Raw genomic sequence first — 17,510 nt, forward strand, 5'->3', positions numbered from 1 at the left:
CGGATTTGCGCTATCACACCTGCCGCAACCCGAAGGAGACGCTGCATGGAAGTGATCCGGAGACAAGCCCGCTTCTAGCCGGCCCCGGATCGGGCCGTCTGGCCCCCGTCGCATTTCGTCACTCTCGTTGCCGCCGAAAGGCCCCCCCGATGTTCCGTCTCTTCGAGTCGCTCGTCGACCCCTATGCGCCCTATGCCGAGGGCGACACCCCGCCCGACCGGCTCTGGCCGTTCCTGGTCGAATACCTGCGGCCGGCGCGCAAGGTCATGCTCTGGGCGACGCTCTCGATCCTCGCCGTCGCCTTGGTCGAGGTCTGGCTGATCTGGTATGCGGGCCGGCTGGTCGACCTGCTCGGCAGCGTCGCGCCGGCGGAGGTGTGGCGGCGGCACGGCTGGGAGCTGGTGGCGGTCGCCCTCTTCATCCTGCTGCTGCGGCCGGTGATCCAGGGGGTGCAGGCGGCGCTCCTGAACCAGGCGCTGCTGCCCAATGTCGGCACTCTGGTGCGCTGGCGCGCGCATCGGCACGTGCTGCGCCAGTCGGTCGGCTGGTTCCAGAACGATTTCGCGGGCCGGATCGCCAACCGGATGATCCAGACCGCGCCGGCGGTGGGCGAGGCGACCTTCCAGACCTTCGATGCGGTGGTCTATGCCGGGATCTATCTCGTCGGCGCGCTCTGGCTGCTGGCCGATACCGATCCGCGGCTGGCGCTGCCGCTGGTGATCTGGCTCGCGCTCTACGTCTGGCTGGTGGTCTGGACGGTCCCGCGGGTCGGGGCGGCGTCCAAGGCCTTCTCCGACGCCCGCTCGGCGATCACCGGGCGGATCGTCGACAGCTATTCCAACATCGCCTCGGTCAAGCTCTTCGCGCATGGCCGCAGCGAGGAAGACTATGCCGGCGAGGCGATCGAGCGGGCCCGCGCCACCTTCATGGGGCAGATGCGCCTCATCACCATCATGGATTTGGGCCTGACGGCGATCAACGGCTTTCTGATCGTCGCGGTGATCGGCTATGCCATCCTGCTCTGGCAGGGCGGGCAGGCCTCGGTCGGCACCGTGGCGGCGGCGGCGGCGCTGACGCTCAGGCTCAACGGCATGACCGGCTGGATCATGTGGTCGCTCTCCTCGCTCTTCGAGAACCTCGGGGTGATCCGCGAGGGCATGGAGACCATCGCCCAGCCGATCGCGCTGACCGACGCGCCGGGGGCGATCGTGCTCGAGGCGCCGCGCGGCGAGATCGTGCTCGACCGGGTCGGCCACCATTATGGCCGCGGCTCCGGGGGCCTGCGCGAGGTCTCGCTGACCATCCGCCCCGGCGAGAAGGTCGGGCTGGTCGGCCGATCCGGGGCGGGCAAGTCGACGCTGGTCAATCTGATCCTGCGCTTCTTCGACACCGAGAGCGGCGCCATCCGCATCGACGGGCAGGACGTGCGCGCGGTCACCCAGGACAGCTTGCGCCGCGCCATCGGCATGGTGACGCAGGATCCCTCGCTGATGCACCGCTCGGTCCGGGCCAATATCCTCTACGGCCGGCCCGAAGCCACGGAGGCGGAGATGCTCGAGGCGGCGCGGCGGGCCGAGGCGCATGCCTTCATCCCGGGCCTCAGGGACATGGCCGGGCGGAGCGGCTACGATGCCCAGGTGGGCGAGCGGGGCGTGAAGCTCTCGGGCGGCCAGCGCCAGCGCATCGCGCTCGCGCGCGTGATCCTGAAGGACGCGCCGATCCTGATCCTCGACGAGGCGACGAGCGCGCTCGATTCCGAGATCGAGGCGGCGATCCAGGAAACGCTCTACGGGGTGATGGCGGGCAAGACGGTGATCGCGATCGCGCATCGCCTCTCGACCATCGCGCGCATGGACCGCATCGTTGTGCTCGAGGAGGGAAGGATCGCGGAGCAGGGCAGCCACGCCGAGCTGCTCGCCCGCAACGGCCTCTATGCGCGGCTCTGGCTCCGGCAGTCGGACGGATTTCTCGGTGTCGGCGCGGGGACGGAGGCCGCCGAATAGCCGGCGGCAATCTCAGCAGCGTTGACGCATGGCCGCGCATGCTGGAATGCTCTCTCAGCGACGATAGGGGGACTTCATGGACAACGAGCCGTTGCGTCAGCAGGGAGAGTTTGCGGAATATGCCGACGAGGCCGCGCCGAGCCAGCGCTCGGCGCGCATGATCTGGGGGCTGCGCGCCGGCGGCCTCGCCGCCGCCCTGCTGGTCTGGCTGCTGCTGGGCGGCTCGGAGGGGCTGAGCCCCGACGCCCGCTGGGTGGCGGCGGTCGGCACGCTGATGGCGATCTGGTGGATGACCGAGGCGATCCCGCTCTCGGCCACCTCGCTCCTGCCGATCGTGTTGATCCCGATGCTGACCGATCGCACCGTCGGCGAGGCGACTGCGCCCTATGCCAGCTCCATCGTCTTCCTCTTCCTCGGCGGCTTCCTGATCGCCATCGCCATGGAGAAGTGGAACCTGCACCGCCGCGTCGCGCTGCTGACGCTGCGCCGCGTCGGGGTCGAGCCGAAGCGCATCGTGCTCGGCCTGATGCTCGCCACCGGCTTCCTCTCGATGTGGGTGTCGAACACCGCCACCACGCTGATGATGCTGCCGATCGGCCTCTCGGTGCTGGCGCTCGTGACCGAGCGCGCCGGCCCGGGAGCCGTGGAGAAGATCCCCGAGCACGAGCACCACCATCTCGGCCACGTCGACCCGATCCGCGACGACAACCTGCGCCGCTTCGGCGTCTGCCTGACGCTCGCCATCGCCTGGTCGGCGACCATGGGCGGGCTCGGCACGCTGCTCGGCTCGCCGCCGAACGCCATCGTCGCGGGCTACGCCGCCGACGAGCTCGGCCGCGACATCGGGTTCCTGGAATGGATGATGCTCGGCCTGCCGCTCGCCATCGTCTTCATCTTCATCGGCTGGTTCATGATGACCCGGGTGCTCTACCCCTTCCGCATCGCCGAGATCCCCGGCGGGCGGCAGATGATCGACGACGAGATCGCGAAGCTCGGCCCGCTCGGGCAGGGCGAGAAGATGGTGATGATCGTCTTCGGCGCCGCCGCCTTCCTCTGGGTGGTGCCCGGCCTGCTCGCCAGCATCCCGGGCGTCGGCGCGCTGCTCGGGCCGCTCGGCGATCTCGACGACACCGCCATCGCCATCGCCGCCGGCATCGCCATGTTCATCCTGCCCGGACGCGGCCGCACCGTGATGGTGCTGGACTGGAAGGACGCCGAGGACGGCCTGCCCTGGGGCGTGCTGCTGCTCTTCGGCGGCGGGCTCAGCCTCGCCGGCGCGGTCGCGGCGACCGGGCTCGACGGCTGGTTCGGCGAACAGGTCACCGGCCTCGGGGCGCTGCCGCCGGTGCTGCTGGTCGCCGCGGTGGTGACGATCGTGCTGTTCCTGACCGAGATCACCTCGAACACCGCCACCGCCGCCACCTTCATCCCGATCCTCGGCGGCGTCGCGGTCGGCATCGGCGCCGACGCCATGTCGCTGCTGATCCCGGCCGCCTTCGCCGCCACCTGCGCCTTCATGCTGCCGGTGGGAACGCCGCCCAATGCCATCGTCTTCGGCACCGGTGCCGTGACCATCGGCCAGATGGCCCGTGGCGGCGTGGTGCTGAACCTGATCGGCATCGTGCTGATCACCGGCTTCTGCTACTATCTCGGCGGTCTGGCGCTCGGCCTGCAATTCTGATCGCGGCGGGGCGCGGACCGTCGCCGCGCCCCGCCCCGCATTGCCATCCTGTGCCGACCCTCTACCATTCGGCGCATGGATCGCGTAGATCCGTCCCGCCCCGGCCGGCGGCGCAGCCGGCCCGCGGGTCCGAATGTCGTTCGCGGGAAGCTGCCGAAGATGAGCCCGAGCCATCCCCATTCCCTGCCCGGAGCGGCCCGCGCGGGCGACTCCCGCCGCGCAGCCGCATGAGGCTTCTTTCCGACCTGATCGACGCCTTCGCCCGGACCGAGGGGCCGCCGCCCGAGCGGCTGGGCGCCTTCCTGCGCTGGGCGCTGGCGGGGGCCTTCCCAGTGATCGGCGGCATGCTGGTGATCAGCGTGGCGACGGGTGCCACCGAGGTCGGGGCGGCCTGGCTGGTGGGCTGGCTGATCGACCATGCCCAGTCGCTGGGTCCCGAGGGGCTCTTTGCCGAGCTCTGGCCGGTGATGCTGGCCGTCGCCGGCTTCTTCCTGGTGCTGCGCCCGGCGGTGATGGGGCTCGGCGCGGCGGTGACCGCGCTGGGGCTCCAGCCCAATCTCTATCCCCTGGTGCTGTCGCGGCTGAACCGCCATGTGCTCGGGCAGTCGCTGAGCTATTTCGACGACGATTTCGCCGGGCGCATCTCCCAGAAGGCGCAGCAGAGCGCGCGCGCCGTCACCGAGGTGGTGACCGAGACCGTCAATACCTTCGGCTTCGCGGTGGCCGCGGTGGTGGGCGCCGGCATCCTGATGGCGGCGGTCAACTGGTGGCTGGCGGCGATCGTGGCGCTCTGGATCGGCGCCTATGTGGCGCTGGTGCGCCATTACCTGCCCCGGGTGCGGGCGCGGTCCAAGGACCGCGCGGCCGCCCGCGCCGTGGTCACCGGGCAGATCGTCGACACCATCTCGAACATCGCCACGGTCAAGCTCTTCGCCCACGGGGATTTCGAGGATCGCGCGGCCCTGAACGCGCTCGCCGGCTACCGCGACCGCACCATCCGCTTCGGCTCGGTCGCCGCCGCCTTCCGCTTCTGGCTGATGCTGCTGGCCGGCACCCTGCCGGTGGCGCTGCTCGGCGGCGCGCTCTGGTTCTGGAGCCAGGGCCTCGCCACCGCCGGCGAGATCGCCACCGCCGGGCTGATCTCCACGCGGCTGGCGCAGATGTCGGGCTGGGTCTCGATGACCGCCATGGGGATCTTCGCCAATATCGGCGAGATCGAGGACGGCATCCGCACGCTCTCGCCGCGGCACCGCGTCATCGACGCCGCCCATGCCCGCGCGCCCGATGCGGTGCGGGGCGCGGTCGCCTTCGAGCGGGTGCGCTTCGGCTACGGCCGCCGGGAGGCGGCGCTCGACGGGCTCGATCTGGCCATCGCGCCGGGCGAGCGGGTGGCGCTGGTCGGCCGCTCCGGCGCCGGCAAGACCACGGCGGTGTCGCTGCTGCTGCGCCTCTACGACGTGGAGGGCGGGCGGATCACCCTCGATGGCACCGATATCCGCGACCTCACCCAGGACGGGCTCCGGGCGCAGATCGGCATGGTCCGGCAGGAGACCGCCATGTTCAACCGCTCGGCGATGGAGAACATCCGCTACGGCCGGCCGCAGGCGAGCGACGCGGAGGTGATGGCCGCCGCCGAGCGCGCGCATGCCCACGAGTTCATCCTGGGCTTGCGCGACTTCAAGGGCCGGACCGGCTACGGCGCCCATCTCGGCGAGCGCGGCGTCAAGCTCTCCGGCGGCCAGCGCCAGCGCATCGCGCTGGCGCGGGTGATCCTGAAGAACGCGCCGGTGCTGGTGCTCGACGAGGCGACGAGCGCGCTCGATTCGGAGGTCGAGGCGGCGATCCAGGACACGCTGGAGACGGTGATGCGCGGCAAGACCGTGCTCGCCATCGCCCACCGCCTCTCCACCATCGCGCGCATGGACCGCATCGTGGTGCTCGACGCCGGGCGCATTGTCGAGGAGGGCAGCCACGCCACCCTGCTGGCCCGGGGCGGCCTCTACGCCCGGTTCTGGAACCGCCAGTCCGGCGGCTTCATCAACCTCGCGGCGGAATAGGTTCAGCCGGCCTCGATCCTCAGCCGTTCGCCGGGCCGGCCATGCGCCTGGGCGCGCCCGCTGGCGAGCCCCGCGCCCACGAGCTTGTTGTCGGCAACCGACAGGAGACGGAAGCTGATCGACGCTTCGGCGATCAGGTTCACCGTGTCCTTCCCGAACAGCCAGTTGCGGTCCGCGATGTCCTGCTGGACCTGCCCGCCATGCGCGCGAACCAGCAGCACATGCGTGAACTTCGCGTCCGTCCCGTAGAGCCTCTCGTATAGCGCGGCCTCGACGATCGGCGCGCGGGATCGTCCCGCCGGAACGCTGCGGAGGCTGGCCTCGAGCCCGACGACCGCGGCGGTCGCCGCCTCGATCTCGGCCAGAAGCAGGGCCTCGGGAGTGCCCGGCTTCGGGCGCTCCGCGTCGGGGGGAAACCTGCGCAATCGGGCCTCGACCAGATCCGTGCGGGCGTCGCCCAGCGTCTTGAGCACGGTCCAGATCCCGCTCTCCTCCACCAGGCGGAAGCGATCCTCCACGACCGTCGCCTGGGCCTTCTCCTTCAGGAGCATCTCGCAGACCAGCGTGGCTGCCGCCTCGTCGTCGGCGGCGAGGTCCACGACGGACTGGCTGTGATCCGTCCTGAACATCGAGAGGATGCCCGGCAGCGCCGCAACCGCTGCTGCACCGACGCCGAGCAGGCCGGGGGCGAAGGCCAGGTCGGTTTTCGGATCTCCGGGGTCCGCGCCCTTGTTCGCCTTCCCGGTCACCTCCCTGGCCCGCGCGATCACCGAATCGCTCGCCGTCTTGACTTCGAGATAGGCGGCCCCGGTCGAGGCGAGGTCGACCTCGCTGGTCACCAGAACGACGTCGCGGGACCCGAGACCGATCTTCGGTTCGAGCTTCCGCGCGGCATCCTCGAGTGCCATCTGCCCCAGGATCGCGGAACGGCCGATCCGTCCCTCCGGAACGGTGATCTTCCCCGACTCGATCGCCCCGAAATCGGGAACGAGCGCCTTCCAGCGCGCGATTTCTGCGTCGGCCTCAAGCTTGCGCGCTTCCGTGTCGATCTTCGCGGCCTCGGCCACGAGCTTTGTGACTTCGGCCTCGGCCTTGCTTCTGGCGGCTTCCGCCTCCGCCCTCAGCTTGGCCGCTTCCGCAGTCAGCTTGTCGGCTTCGGCCGTGGCCTTCGCAGTCCCGTTGTCTGCATCGTTCATTCCCGTCTCTCCCCCCCGCGTCGAACAACATGGCGGCCACCGGGTTCGTCTTGTCAATGCGCGCTACTAGGCATTCCGCGCAATCTGCGGCACATGGGACGGATGCTTCCGAAACTGCGCCTCGATGCGGCCCTGGTCGCCGCCGGCCTCGCCCCCAGCCGCGCCCGCGCCCGGGCGCTCATCGCAGCCGGGGTCGTGACCGTCGCGGGACGACCCACCCGCAGGCCCTCGACACCGGTTCCGCCGGATGCATCCCTCGCGCTGACCCATGACCCGGTTCCCTATGTCTCGCGCGCCGCGCTCAAGCTCGCCCATGCGCTCGCCACCTTCGCGCTCGACCCCGCCGGTGGGATCGCGCTCGACCTCGGGGCCTCCACCGGCGGCTTCACGGAAGTCCTGCTCGAGGCGGGCGCGGCCGAGGTCTGGGCGGTCGACGTCGGCCACGGCCAGATGGCGGCGCGGCTCCGCGGCGATCCGCGGGTGCGGCTGATCGAGGGGTTGAATGCGCGCGACCTGACCGCCGCGCATGTGCCGCCGCCGGACTGGATCACCGCCGATCTCGCCTTCATCGCGCTGTCCAAGGCGCTGCCGCCGGCGCTGGCACTGGCGCGGCCCGGCGCCACGCTGGTCGCGCTGATCAAGCCGCAGTTCGAGGTCGGCCCGGCCCATGTGGGCAAGGGCGGGATCGTGCGCGACGCCGGTGCCGTCGCCGCGGCGCGCGCCGGGGTGCGCGATTTCCTCGTCGGCGCCGGCTGGGCGGTGCAGGGCGAGGCGGCGAGCCCGATCGCGGGCGGGGACGGCAATGCCGAATACCTGATCGCGGCGCGGAAGCCCGGCTAGGCCTCGGCCAGGAGCCCGGCCAGGTCGAGCCGCCGCGTGACCATGGCGATCCTGCCCTGGGCGTCGCGCGGCCATTCCTCCGGCGGGCGGTCGCGGTAGAGCTCCACGCCGTTGCCGTCGGGATCGTCGAGATAGAGCGCCTCGGAGACCCCGTGGTCGGAGGCGCCGGCGAGCGCGATCCCCGCCGCCTGCACCCGGCGCAGCGCCTGCGCGAGATCGCGGCGGGTCGGGTAGAGGATGGCGGTGTGGTAGAGGCCGGTGTGGCCCGGCGGCGGCGGGGTGCCGCCCCGGCTCTCCCAGGTGTTGAGCCCGATGTGGTGATGGTAGCCGCCTGCCGAGACGAAGAGCGCCTGGTCGCCGTAGCGCGCCTGCACCTCGAAGCCCAGCACGCCACAATAGAAGGCCGCCGCCCGGTCGAGATCGGCCACCTTGAGATGCACATGCCCGATCCTGGTGCCGGGCGGAATGGAATAGGACATCGCGCGCCTTCCCTTGCTGCGTGCTCCGCGGCACCGTAATCCCGGCCCAGCCGCCGCGACAGGCGAAACTTCGCAGACACCATGGACGACAGCAGGCCCGAGATCACCATCGACCGCCTCGGCCGCGAGGGCGACGGCCTTTCGGGCGGGATCCGCGCCGCCTTCACCCTGCCCGGCGAGCGGGTGCGCGGGCCGGTCGCGGAGGGGCGCATGGCGCCGGTCGAGATCCTCGCCCCCTCGCCGGAGCGCGTCGCCCCGGTCTGCCGGCATTTCGGCGCCTGCGGCGGCTGCGCCCTGCAGCATGGCACGGATGCCTTCCTCGCCGGCTGGAAGGCCGAGACCATCGTCCGCGCGCTGGCCGCCCGGGGGCTGGCCGCCGAGATCCGGCCGGTGCTGATCTCGCCGCCGCGCTCGCGGCGTCGCGCGGTGTTCGCCGGCCGCCGCACGCGCAAGGGCGCGGTGGTGGGGTTCCATGGCCGGCGCTCGGAAGACCTGGTCGCCGTCCTGGAATGCCATCTGGTCGTCCCGGCGATCCTCGCGATCCTGCCGGCGCTCGCGGTGCTGACCCGCGCCGCCGCCTCGCGCTCGGGCGAAGTGCGCTTCACCGTCACCGAGAGCCCCGCCGGGCTCGACATCGACGGCGTCGGGGGGCGGCGGCCCTCCGGGGAGGCGGTGGCGGATTTCCTCGGCCATGCCGATGCCGCCGCCGTCGCCCGTCTCGCCTGGGAGGGCGAGCCGATCGCCCAGCGCCGGCCGCCCCTGCAACCCATGGGTGCCGCGCGGGTGGTCCCACCCCCCGGCGCCTTCCTCCAGGCCACGCGGGAAGGTGCGGCGGCGCTGGTCGCGGCGGTCCACGAATGCCTCGGTCCCGCCCGGCGGGTCGCGGATCTCTTCGCCGGCTGCGGCACCTTCGCCCTGCCGCTGGCGGAGGTCGCCGAGGTCCATGCGGTGGAGGCCGAGCCCGCGATGCTCGCCGCGCTCGATGCCGGCTGGCGGGGGGCGCCCGGGCTCCGCCGGGTCACGACCGAGGTCCGCGACCTCTTCCGCCGTCCGATGCTGGCGGCGGAACTCGCGCGTTTCGACGGGGTCGCCTTCGACCCGCCCCGCGCCGGGGCCGAGGCGCAGGCGCAAGCGCTGGCGGCCTCGGCGGTGCCGCGGATCGCGGCGGTCTCGTGCAATCCGGCGAGCTTCGCGCGGGACGCGACGATCCTCGTGGCGGGCGGCTATCGGCTCGACTGGGTGCAGCCCGTCGACCAGTTCCGCTGGTCGGGCCATGTGGAGCTGGCGGCGCGTTTCAGCCGCTGAGGCTCAGCCCTTGGGGAAGAGCAGGACCAGCGCCGCGCGGGCGCCCCAGCCGTCGGGGCCGTAATCGGGCGACTCGGCCCAGTAGCGTGCGCCGACCTGGAGCTGGAGCGGCTGGTTGCCGGGCTTGAACATCTGCGCGACCATGAAGTTGATCGGAACCGACCACTGGTCGTTCTCCCAGTCGTAGGTGGATTCGGAGTTGACCGTGAAGGACGTCGCCTTGGCCGTCGTGTAGCTGAGGAAAGGCTGCAGGAAGGTCGCGGAGAGGTCGCCGTCCCTGCTGTTGCCGGTGACCGACCAGATGTGATTGGCGAGCCCCCCGTAGGTCCAGCCGCCCGATTGTCTGAGGGCGACGCCGGTGACGCCGGCGCCCCATTGGTTGGCAGCGATGCCGTCGGTCGCCGTGGGCACCTGGAAGGCAGGGCCGACACCCCAGATCAGCCCGAAGCTCGTCGGCTGCTTCGGCGAGAAGAAGAAGCTCTGAGTCGTGTTGCCAAAGCCGGACTGCGATCCCTCGTCGGGGACGACGCCGTCCTGCCAGACCACGGGCAGGATTGTGCGCGAGATGACGTTCCAGTTGGGGCTGATCGAGAACGGGATCACCGGCTGGATGTTGACATAGGACTGGTGCCCGTCGCCGTCCAGGCCGAAGCCGTCGTTGTAATTGTACTGGAACGGGACGCTGATCAGGCTCGCGACCGGGTTGGAGAGCTTCTTGGCCAGATCGGCTTGATCGGACTGGGCGAAGGCGGCCGGCGCCAGGGCGGCGAGGACGGCGGCAAGCAGCGTGCTCCGGGTCATTGTGCGGCTCTCCGAGTGGCGGCTTGACTCAGTTTGCATGCGGCTCCGGGAACCGCAAGGTCGCGTCGGCAGGCGGGATCCGCCCGGGGAATTGCCGTCGCGTGCTGCCTCGGCCCGGTGCCGAGCCGGACTTTCGCTATTTCGGATCGATCCGGCTGATCTTCGAGCCCTCCAGGGTTACCCCGGCCATCAGGCCCTTCTGGTCGGTGACGAAGGCGATGATCGGGTCCTGCAGGGTGCCGGAATTCACGTCGACATTGGCGCCCGTGTTCACCACCGCGACATTGGCATCCGCGCCGAGCACGAAGCCCTTGGCTGTCTCGAGCTGGCGCAGCGCCTCCTCGGTCATGAAATAGATCACCTGCCCGTAGGATTGCGCCCCGGCCTGAAATCCGAACGAGGCCGAGGCGATGTTGTAATAGGCCACCGACGCGCCGCCCCGTCGCAGCACGCCCTCGCCGTACTGACCGCCGAGCCCGAAGCCCGCCTTGACGATGTCGGGAAAGATCAGCACCGCGACCGCCTTCGCGTCCACGGCCTGCGCGGTCGCGGATTCCGAAAGCAGGCGGTTGAGCACCAGATCCGCCCGGGTGTCGATCTCGGTCCGGCTCGCCGCCTGCGCCGCCGCCGTGGCAAGGACCGCGGCCGCGCCGAGACACGCCGCCAGCATCCAGTTCCGCATCCATCCGGTCATCGTCGCGATCCCCTGTTCCGGCCTTTTCGACGCCACCCGCTTCCTAGCGCACCTGGCCCCCGCCGGGCCAGCGCAAAGCGATCACCCGATCCTGCCCCGCACGCTGCCGGTCTGGCCGCGGTCGAGGAGCAGCTGGTCTAGCAGCACGCAGGCCAGCATCGCCTCGCCCACCGGCACCGCGCGGATGCCGACGCAGGGGTCGTGGCGGCCCTTGGTGACGATCTCGGTCTCCGCGCCGGCGGTGGTGACGGTCCGCCGCGGCGTCAGGATCGACGAGGTCGGCTTGACCGCGAAGCGCGCCACGATGTCCTGCCCGGTGGAGATGCCGCCGAGGATGCCGCCGGCATGGTTCGAGGAATAGCGCGGGCCCGCGTCGCCCATGAAGATCTCGTCGGCGTTCTCGGAGCCGGTCAGCGCCGCCGAGGCGAAGCCCGCGCCGATCTCCACGCCCTTGACCGCGTTGATCGACATCAGCGCCGCGGCGATCTCGGTGTCGAGCTTGGCATAGACCGGCGCGCCGAGGCCGGCGGGCACGCCGGCCGCCTGGACCTCGACGATCGCGCCGACCGAATTGCCGGACTTTCGCAGCCCGTCGAGATAACCGGCCCAGGCCTCCGCGGCCCCGGCATCGGGGCACCAGAAGGGATTGCGCGGCACCGCCTCCCAGTCCCAGGCGGTGCGGTCGATCGCCCGGTCGCCGACCTGCACCAGCGCGCCGCGCACCGCGAGCCCCGGCACCAGCTCTGCCAGCACCCGCCGCGCCACCCCGCCGGCGGCGACCCGTGCGGCGGTCTCGCGGGCGCTCGACCGCCCGCCGCCGCGGTAGTCGCGCAGCCCGTATTTCAGGTGATAGGTGATGTCGGCATGGCCGGGGCGGAACTTCGCCGCGATGTCGCCGTAGTCCTTCGAGCGCTGGTCGGTGTTGCGGATCTGGAGCGCGATCGGCGTGCCGGTGGTGACCCCCTCGAAGGTGCCCGAGAGGATCTCGACCCGGTCGGCCTCCTGGCGCTGGGTGGTGAAGCGGCTCTGGCCGGGCCGGCGCGCGTCGAGCCAGGGCTGGATGTCGGACTCCGCGAGCGGCACGCCCGGCGGGCAGCCGTCCACCACGCAGCCCAGCGCCGGCCCGTGGCTCTCGCCCCAGGTGGTGACGCGGAAGAGATGGCCGAAGCTGTTCATGGACATGGGGCGCGGGATCTCCGGTCTGGCGACCCGCCTAGCCCAGCGCGGCGGCGAAGGAAAGCCTGATGCCGCGGGAGCGGGCGGAGCCATGCGCCGGCCCCGCCCCGGAGATCAGGCCCGCGTCACTGGCTGCCCGGCGAGCCGGCGGTGAGCTCGTCCATGACGTTGCTGAGGTTGAAGCTGCCCGGCTTCTGGCGCGGCGGGAAGTCCTGGAAGCTCTGCAGCCAGTTGCCCACGAAGGCCGTGGCCGGGGCGATGGCGAACATGTGCTCGAGATACCAGCGCTGGAACCCCATCGCGTTCTCCTCGCGGGCCCGCTCGAAGGGATCCATGCGCAGGTTCGTAAGATTGGGCGCCCCCGGCTTCCGCGCCACCATGCCGACGGAATGGACCGCGCCCTAGAAACGGCGCTCGGTGGCCTTGCGCTCGGCCTCGCGCACCAAGACCGCGACGAGCTTGGTGTCGAACTCGACCTGAGCTCCGGGCGCTGCCAGCTTGAACGCCCCGCTCCCGTCCCGCCGAAGGCGTGCCTTCGGCGGGACGCGGGCGTTTCGATTCCGCCCGGGTCGGGCGCTGCCCTCGCCCCGCGGTGCCGCCGCGAATCCGCTTGCGCCTGACGGCTACCGGCCTATCCTGCGTGCGGCCTCGGGGGGTCCGGCATCGGCCGGGCTGAGATGCGTTCGCGCGACCCGTCGAACCTGAACCGGATCATGCCGGCGGAGGGAAGGCGCGATGTGTCAGCCCGCATTGCCCGCCTTCGCCGCCAGCGAGGGAGGATACCATGCCGAAGGGGCTCATCGCCGCCGCGCTCGCGCTCGCCGCCGGGCCGCTCGCCGCCCAGGACAAGCCGGAGCTGGTGGTCTATACCTACGAGAGCTTCGTCGCCGAATGGGGCCCCGGCCCGGCGATCGCGGCGAATTTCGAGGCGATCTGCGATTGCAGCCTGCGCTTCGTCGGCGCCGGCGACGGCGCGGCGCTGCTCTCGCGGCTGCGGCTGGAGGGGGAGCACAGCGAGGCCGACATCGTGCTCGGCCTCGACACCAACCTCACCGCCGAGGCCGCCGCCACCGGGCTCTTCGCGCCGCACGGGCGCGACGTGCCGGAGCTCGACCTGCCCGTCGCCTGGGACGATCCCTACTTCCTGCCCTACGACTGGAGCTATTTCGCCTTCGTCCACGACCGCGAGCGGATGCCGGAGCCGCCCTCGAGCTTCGAGGCGCTGATCGCCTCGGATGCGGAGATCGTCATCCTCGATCCGCGCAGCTCCACCCCGGGCCTCGGGCTGGTGATGTGGGTCGAGGCGGCTTACGGCGAACGCGCCCCGGAGATCTGGGCCGGGCTCGCCGAGCGCATCGTCACCGTGGCCCCGGGCTGGTCGGAAGGCTACGGGCTGTTCCTCAACGGCGAGGTCGACATGGCGCTCGCCTATACCACCTCGCCGGCCTATCACGCCATCGCCGAAGGCGATCCCGCCAAGGCGGCCGCGATCTTCTCCGAGGGCCATTACATGCAGGTCGAGGTGGCCGGCGTCACCGCCTCGAGCGACCAGCCGGAGCTGGCGCGCGCCTTCCTCGACTTCATGCTGACCGACGGCTTCCAGGGGGTGATCCCGACGACCAACTGGATGTATCCCGCCAGGCTGCCCGAGGCCGGGCTGCCGGAGGGCTTCGCGGATCTGCCCCGGCCGGACAAGGCATTGCTCTTCTCCCCCGAGGAGGCGCGGGCGCTGCGCGACCCGGCGGTCGGCGCATGGCTCGAAGCCCTCAGCCGCTAGGCCTCCTGCGCCTCGCCGTCGGCGGGCTGGCGCTGGCGCTGGTCGCAGCACTCACGCTCGGCAGCGTCGCGGTCCTGCTCGCCCGCGCCGAGCCGGGCCGGGCGCTCGGCCCCGCGGAATGGGCGGCGCTGCGCTTCACGCTGACCCAGGCCTTCCTCTCGGCCGTGCTCAGCACCGCGCTCGCCGTGCCCGCGGCCCGCGCGCTGGCGCGGCGCCGCTTTCCCGGCCGCACCGCGCTGATCGCCCTGACCGGGGCGCCGTTCCTTCTGCCGGCGATCGTCGCCGTCTTCGGCCTGCTGGCGATCTGGGGCCGGGCCGGGCTGGCGAGCCGGGCGCTGGAGAGCCTCGGCGCGCCGGGGCTCGACATCTACGGGCTGACCGGCGTGGTGCTGGCGCATGTCTTCTTCAACCTCCCGCTCTGCACGCGGCTGGTGCTCCAGGGCTGGCTCGCGATCCCGCCCGAGCATTTTCGCCTCGCCGCCCAGCTCGGCCTCGCGCCCGGCGACGTCGCCCGGCGCATCGAGGCGCCGATGCTGCGCAGCGTGCTGCCCGGTGCCTTCGTGCTGGTGTTCCTGCTCTGCATGACCTCCTTCGCGGTCGCGCTGACCCTCGGCGGCGGGCCGCGGGCGACGACGGTGGAGCTCGCCATCTACCAGGCGCTGCGCTTCGACTTCGACCTCGGCCGCGCCGCCTGGCTGGCGCTGATCCAGTTCGGGCTCTGTGCCGCGGTCGCGGCGCTGGCGCTGCGCTTCGCCGCGGAGGCCGATTTCGGCGCCTCGCTGGGGGGCGCCGTGCGCCGCTGGGACGCCGAGAGCCCTGGCCTGCGCGCGCTCGACGCCATGGTGCTCGGCGCGCTCGCGCTCTTCGTCGGCCTGCCGCTGGCGGCGGTCCCCGCGCGCGGCCTCCTGGCGCTCGCCGCCGGCCTGCCCGCGGCGGTCTGGCCGGCCGCGGCGCGCAGCCTCGGGGTCGCGCTCGTCTCCGCCGCACTCGCGCTCGCGCTCGGCGCCGCACTCGCCGCCCTGATCGACGCGCGCCGCGCCCGCGGTGGCGGCCGGGCGATCGAGGGCTTCGCGCTGCTCGCGCTCGCCGCCTCGCCCTTCGTGATCGGCACCGGGATCTTCATCGCCATCCGCCCGCTCGCCGATCCCTTCGCGCTCGCCCTGCCGGTGACCGCGACGGTCAATGCCGCCATGGCGCTGCCCTTCGTGCTGCGCGCGCTGCTGCCGGCGCTGGCGGCGGCGCGGATGCGCGACGGGCGGCTCGCCGAGAGCCTCGGCATCACCGGCGCCGCCCGGCTGCGGCTGGTGACCTGGCCGCATCTTCGCCGCCCGGCGGGATTCGCGGCCGGGATCGCCGCGGCGCTCTCCATGGGCGATCTCGGTGTGATCGCGCTCTTCGCGCCGCCCGAGGTGGCGACCCTGCCGCTGCTGATGCAGCGCCTGATGGCGGGCTACCGCATGGAGGCGGCCTCGGGCGTGGCGCTGGTCCTGGTTGCGCTGACCTATGCGCTCTTCTGGATCTTCGATCGCGGGGGGCGGCCGAATGCTCCGGCTTGAGGGGGTCGAGATCGCCCAGGAGAGCTGGCGGCTGACTGCGGATCTCGCCCTCGAGGCGGGCTCCTCCACCGCGCTGATCGGCCCCTCGGGCGCGGGCAAGAGCACGATCCTCAACGCCATCGCCGGCTTCGTCGCGCCGGTCCGCGGGCGCATCCTCTGGGAGGGCCAGGATCTCACCGGTCGCTCCCCGGCGGATCGCCCGGTCACGCTGCTCTTCCAGGAGCACAACCTCTTTCCGCATCTCAGCGCCGCGCGCAACGTCGGGCTCGGGCTCCGGCCCGACCTGCGACTCGGCCGCGACGGCTGGGCACGGGTCGAGGCGGCGCTGGCGCAGGTCGGGCTCGCGGGCATGGGCGCGCGCCTGCCGGCCCGGCTCTCGGGCGGCGAGCGCGGCCGGGTGGCGCTCGCCCGCGCGCTGCTGCGCGCCCGGCCGATCCTGATGCTCGACGAGCCCTTCGCCGCGCTCGGGCCCGCCCTGCGCGCCGAGATGCTCGACCTCGTCGCGCGCATCCGCGCCGAGCAGGGCGCGACGCTCCTGATGGTCAGCCATGCCCCCGAGGACGCCCGGCGCATCGCGGAGCGGGTGGTGCTGGTCGACGGCGGCCGCGCCGCGCCGCCGGTGGAGACCGCGCGGCTCTTCGCCGATCCGCCGCCGGAGCTCGCCGCCTATCTCGGCGCGGCGCCGAGTGGTGACGGCGCCGCCCGGGATTGACAGGCTCCGGACATGCGTCGCGCGTGCCTCGGGCCGCGCGGCCCGGCGAATCCCGACCGCCGCTACCGCCTGCAGGGTCTTCGGGGGGATTGCGCCGGACCGGCGCGAGGCAGTGCCTCGCCTTTGACCGTTCGGGGCTACCCCGAGCGATCGATTCGCCCGGATGTGCCATGGGACCAATCGTCCGCAGGGGCGTCCTTCGCCCAATCCGTCGGATCGGTGTGCCGCGCGGCCGGCGGGAGCGCCGGCAGCTTCAGTGGCCGGAACCGGCCTCGCGGCGGGCGATGCGGGCGCGGATGCGGCGGACCATGAGCCAGACGAGCAGGACCACCGGCAGGGTGATATAGGCGGCGAGATGGCCCTTGTCGACGCCGGTGGGCTCGGCGAGCGGGCCGAGCGCGGTGGCGGCGAGATTGACCGCGTAATAGCTGATCGCCACCACCGACAGGCCCTCGACGGTCTCCTGCAGGCGCAGCTGCAGCGCGGCGCGGCGGTCCATCTGGTGCAGCACCTCGGTACTCTGCGCCTGGTTGGCGACATCGACGCGGGTGCGCAGGAGGTTGGCCGCCCGCGCCGCCCGCGCCGCGAGCTCGTCGAGCCGCGCCTTGGCCGAGCGGCAGGTGCGCATCGCCGGATCGTAGCGGCGGCGCATGAACTCGCCGAAGAGCTGGCGCCCGGCGATGCGCTCCTCGCGCAGGACCTCGATGCGCTGGTCGACGATCGCCGCATAGGCTTCCGCGGCCCCGAAGCGGAAGGCGGTGGTCGAGGAGAGGAGCTCGATCTCGGCCGAGACGGCGAGCAGCTCGTGCAGGGTCTCGGCCTCGCGGCCGGTGCCGGTCGCCATGGCGGTGACGCTGTCGGTCAGGTTGCGGTCGATCCGCGCCACGCTGGCCGCGACGCTGCGCGCCTGCGGCAGGGCGAGCATCGACATCGACTTGTAGACCTCGATCTCGAAGAGGCGCTGGACGATGCGCCCGAGGCGGTGCCGGTCGATGGTGGGCTTGGCGAGGACCGCGATGCGCGTGTGGCCGTCGGAATCGATGCGGAAATCCGCGGCGACCACCGCCTCCGCATCCGAGACGCGGCTCGCCGCGAGGCTGTCGGGGTCGAACCACACCGGCAGGTCCCGCTCGACCATCACCTCCATCACCTCGGGCGGTGCCGGATGGATCCAGGGGATGCAGGAGGTCACGAGCTTGCCGGGAGCCGCCGCCAGCCAGTCCTGCGGGAAGA

The 17,510-nt window shown here is 72.1% G+C and carries 15 protein-coding genes and 1 riboswitch; of the genes, 8 read left to right on the plus strand and 7 right to left on the minus strand.

All coding sequences use genetic code 11. The features are described 5' to 3' along the window. Window positions 1-149: 149 nt before the first annotated feature. The 3 genes from V7050_RS03115 (at window position 150) to V7050_RS03125 (ending at window position 5,741) form a co-directional block, all read left to right on the plus strand. Window positions 150-2,003 carry an ABC transporter ATP-binding protein gene (locus tag V7050_RS03115; protein WP_324366727.1) on the plus strand — a complete coding sequence of 618 codons (1,854 nt, stop codon included), beginning with the start codon at window positions 150-152 and terminating at the stop codon, window positions 2,001-2,003. 76 nt (window positions 2,004-2,079) lie between these two features. Then, complete coding sequence (locus tag V7050_RS03120) at window positions 2,080-3,684, plus strand: SLC13 family permease (RefSeq protein WP_324366729.1); 1,605 nt, start codon at window positions 2,080-2,082, stop codon at window positions 3,682-3,684. A gap of 227 nt (window positions 3,685-3,911) precedes the next feature. Next, complete coding sequence (locus V7050_RS03125) at window positions 3,912-5,741, plus strand: ABC transporter ATP-binding protein (protein WP_324366731.1); 1,830 nt, start codon at window positions 3,912-3,914, stop codon at window positions 5,739-5,741. Between the two features lie 2 nt (window positions 5,742-5,743). On the opposite strand, the gene V7050_RS03130 is transcribed toward V7050_RS03125, so the two are convergent. Next, window positions 5,744-6,937 carry a hypothetical protein gene (locus V7050_RS03130; RefSeq protein WP_324366733.1) on the minus strand — a complete coding sequence of 398 codons (1,194 nt, stop codon included), beginning with the start codon at window positions 6,935-6,937 and terminating at the stop codon, window positions 5,744-5,746. A 93-nt stretch (window positions 6,938-7,030) separates the two neighbouring features. On the opposite strand from V7050_RS03130, the gene V7050_RS03135 reads away from it, so the two are divergent. Further along, window positions 7,031-7,777: a TlyA family RNA methyltransferase gene (locus V7050_RS03135; RefSeq protein WP_324397943.1), complete on the plus strand. Its 747-nt coding sequence runs from the start codon at window positions 7,031-7,033 to the stop codon at window positions 7,775-7,777. Here V7050_RS03135 and V7050_RS03140 read toward each other — a convergent pair. Beyond that, window positions 7,774-8,256: a VOC family protein gene (locus tag V7050_RS03140; RefSeq protein WP_324373648.1), complete on the minus strand. Its 483-nt coding sequence runs from the start codon at window positions 8,254-8,256 to the stop codon at window positions 7,774-7,776. The genes V7050_RS03135 and V7050_RS03140 overlap by 4 nt on opposite strands. A gap of 81 nt (window positions 8,257-8,337) precedes the next feature. Between V7050_RS03140 and V7050_RS03145 the strand changes: the two genes are divergently transcribed. After that, window positions 8,338-9,561, plus strand: a complete 1,224-nt coding sequence (locus tag V7050_RS03145) for a class I SAM-dependent RNA methyltransferase (RefSeq protein ID WP_324366212.1) — start codon at window positions 8,338-8,340, stop codon at window positions 9,559-9,561. Window positions 9,562-9,564: 3 nt separating this feature from the next. Here the strand turns inward: V7050_RS03145 and V7050_RS03150 are convergent, their stop codons facing one another. The 4 genes from V7050_RS03150 to V7050_RS03165 all read right to left on the minus strand — a co-directional run bounded on the left by V7050_RS03150 (window position 9,565) and on the right by V7050_RS03165 (window position 12,567). Beyond that, complete coding sequence (locus tag V7050_RS03150; RefSeq protein WP_324366210.1) at window positions 9,565-10,362, minus strand: transporter; 798 nt, start codon at window positions 10,360-10,362, stop codon at window positions 9,565-9,567. Window positions 10,363-10,498: 136 nt separating this feature from the next. Further along, window positions 10,499-11,056 (minus strand): lipid-binding SYLF domain-containing protein, encoded by a 558-nt coding sequence (locus V7050_RS03155; RefSeq protein ID WP_324366209.1) that lies wholly within the window; start codon window positions 11,054-11,056, stop codon window positions 10,499-10,501. Window positions 11,057-11,137: 81 nt separating this feature from the next. Continuing rightward, the gene (aroC, locus tag V7050_RS03160; RefSeq protein ID WP_324366207.1) at window positions 11,138-12,238 is read right to left on the minus strand and encodes a chorismate synthase; all 1,101 of its coding nucleotides are present in this window, start codon (window positions 12,236-12,238) and stop codon (window positions 11,138-11,140) included. A gap of 119 nt (window positions 12,239-12,357) precedes the next feature. After that, a complete protein-coding gene (locus tag V7050_RS03165; protein ID WP_324366205.1) occupies window positions 12,358-12,567 on the minus strand; it encodes a hypothetical protein in 210 nt (69 codons plus the stop codon). 304 nt (window positions 12,568-12,871) lie between these two features. Further along, window positions 12,872-12,977: riboswitch (TPP riboswitch) on the plus strand. 39 nt (window positions 12,978-13,016) lie between these two features. Between V7050_RS03165 and thiB the strand changes: the two genes are divergently transcribed. The 3 genes from thiB to V7050_RS03180 are packed head-to-tail and all read left to right on the plus strand — an operon-like array spanning window position 13,017 to window position 16,277. Beyond that, a complete protein-coding gene (gene thiB, locus V7050_RS03170; RefSeq protein ID WP_324366203.1) occupies window positions 13,017-14,009 on the plus strand; it encodes a thiamine ABC transporter substrate binding subunit in 993 nt (330 codons plus the stop codon). Further along, the gene (locus V7050_RS03175; RefSeq protein ID WP_324366201.1) at window positions 13,985-15,565 is read left to right on the plus strand and encodes a thiamine/thiamine pyrophosphate ABC transporter permease ThiP; all 1,581 of its coding nucleotides are present in this window, start codon (window positions 13,985-13,987) and stop codon (window positions 15,563-15,565) included. Before thiB ends, V7050_RS03175 begins: the two co-directional genes overlap by 25 nt. Next, complete coding sequence (locus V7050_RS03180; RefSeq protein WP_324366199.1) at window positions 15,552-16,277, plus strand: thiamine ABC transporter ATP-binding protein; 726 nt, start codon at window positions 15,552-15,554, stop codon at window positions 16,275-16,277. The genes V7050_RS03175 and V7050_RS03180 overlap by 14 nt, the downstream gene beginning before the upstream one ends. 253 nt (window positions 16,278-16,530) lie before the next feature. On the opposite strand, the gene V7050_RS03185 is transcribed toward V7050_RS03180, so the two are convergent. Then, the coding region (locus V7050_RS03185; RefSeq protein WP_324410234.1) for a DUF3422 domain-containing protein at window positions 16,531-17,510 on the minus strand (980 nt) is incomplete at its 5' end.

Source organism: Amaricoccus sp. (assembly GCF_036846665.1).
GTDB lineage: Bacteria > Pseudomonadota > Alphaproteobacteria > Rhodobacterales > Rhodobacteraceae > Amaricoccus.

What these genes read in the sequence shown, in the direction of transcription:
- V7050_RS03115 (WP_324366727.1), top strand. Translation starts at nt 150, where the DNA reads ATGTTCCGTCTCTTCGAGTCGCTCGTCGACCCCTATGCGCCCTATGCC.
- V7050_RS03120 (WP_324366729.1), top strand. Translation starts at nt 2,080, where the DNA reads ATGGACAACGAGCCGTTGCGTCAGCAGGGAGAGTTTGCGGAATATGCC.
- V7050_RS03125 (WP_324366731.1), top strand. Translation starts at nt 3,912, where the DNA reads ATGAGGCTTCTTTCCGACCTGATCGACGCCTTCGCCCGGACCGAGGGG.
- V7050_RS03130 (WP_324366733.1), bottom strand. Translation starts at nt 6,937, where the DNA reads ATGAACGATGCAGACAACGGGACTGCGAAGGCCACGGCCGAAGCCGAC.
- V7050_RS03135 (WP_324397943.1), top strand. Translation starts at nt 7,031, where the DNA reads ATGGGACGGATGCTTCCGAAACTGCGCCTCGATGCGGCCCTGGTCGCC.
- V7050_RS03140 (WP_324373648.1), bottom strand. Translation starts at nt 8,256, where the DNA reads ATGTCCTATTCCATTCCGCCCGGCACCAGGATCGGGCATGTGCATCTC.
- V7050_RS03145 (WP_324366212.1), top strand. Translation starts at nt 8,338, where the DNA reads ATGGACGACAGCAGGCCCGAGATCACCATCGACCGCCTCGGCCGCGAG.
- V7050_RS03150 (WP_324366210.1), bottom strand. Translation starts at nt 10,362, where the DNA reads ATGACCCGGAGCACGCTGCTTGCCGCCGTCCTCGCCGCCCTGGCGCCG.
- V7050_RS03155 (WP_324366209.1), bottom strand. Translation starts at nt 11,056, where the DNA reads ATGACCGGATGGATGCGGAACTGGATGCTGGCGGCGTGTCTCGGCGCG.
- aroC (WP_324366207.1), bottom strand. Translation starts at nt 12,238, where the DNA reads ATGTCCATGAACAGCTTCGGCCATCTCTTCCGCGTCACCACCTGGGGC.
- V7050_RS03165 (WP_324366205.1), bottom strand. Translation starts at nt 12,567, where the DNA reads ATGGATCCCTTCGAGCGGGCCCGCGAGGAGAACGCGATGGGGTTCCAG.
- thiB (WP_324366203.1), top strand. Translation starts at nt 13,017, where the DNA reads ATGCCGAAGGGGCTCATCGCCGCCGCGCTCGCGCTCGCCGCCGGGCCG.
- V7050_RS03175 (WP_324366201.1), top strand. Translation starts at nt 13,985, where the DNA reads ATGGCTCGAAGCCCTCAGCCGCTAGGCCTCCTGCGCCTCGCCGTCGGC.
- V7050_RS03180 (WP_324366199.1), top strand. Translation starts at nt 15,552, where the DNA reads ATGCTCCGGCTTGAGGGGGTCGAGATCGCCCAGGAGAGCTGGCGGCTG.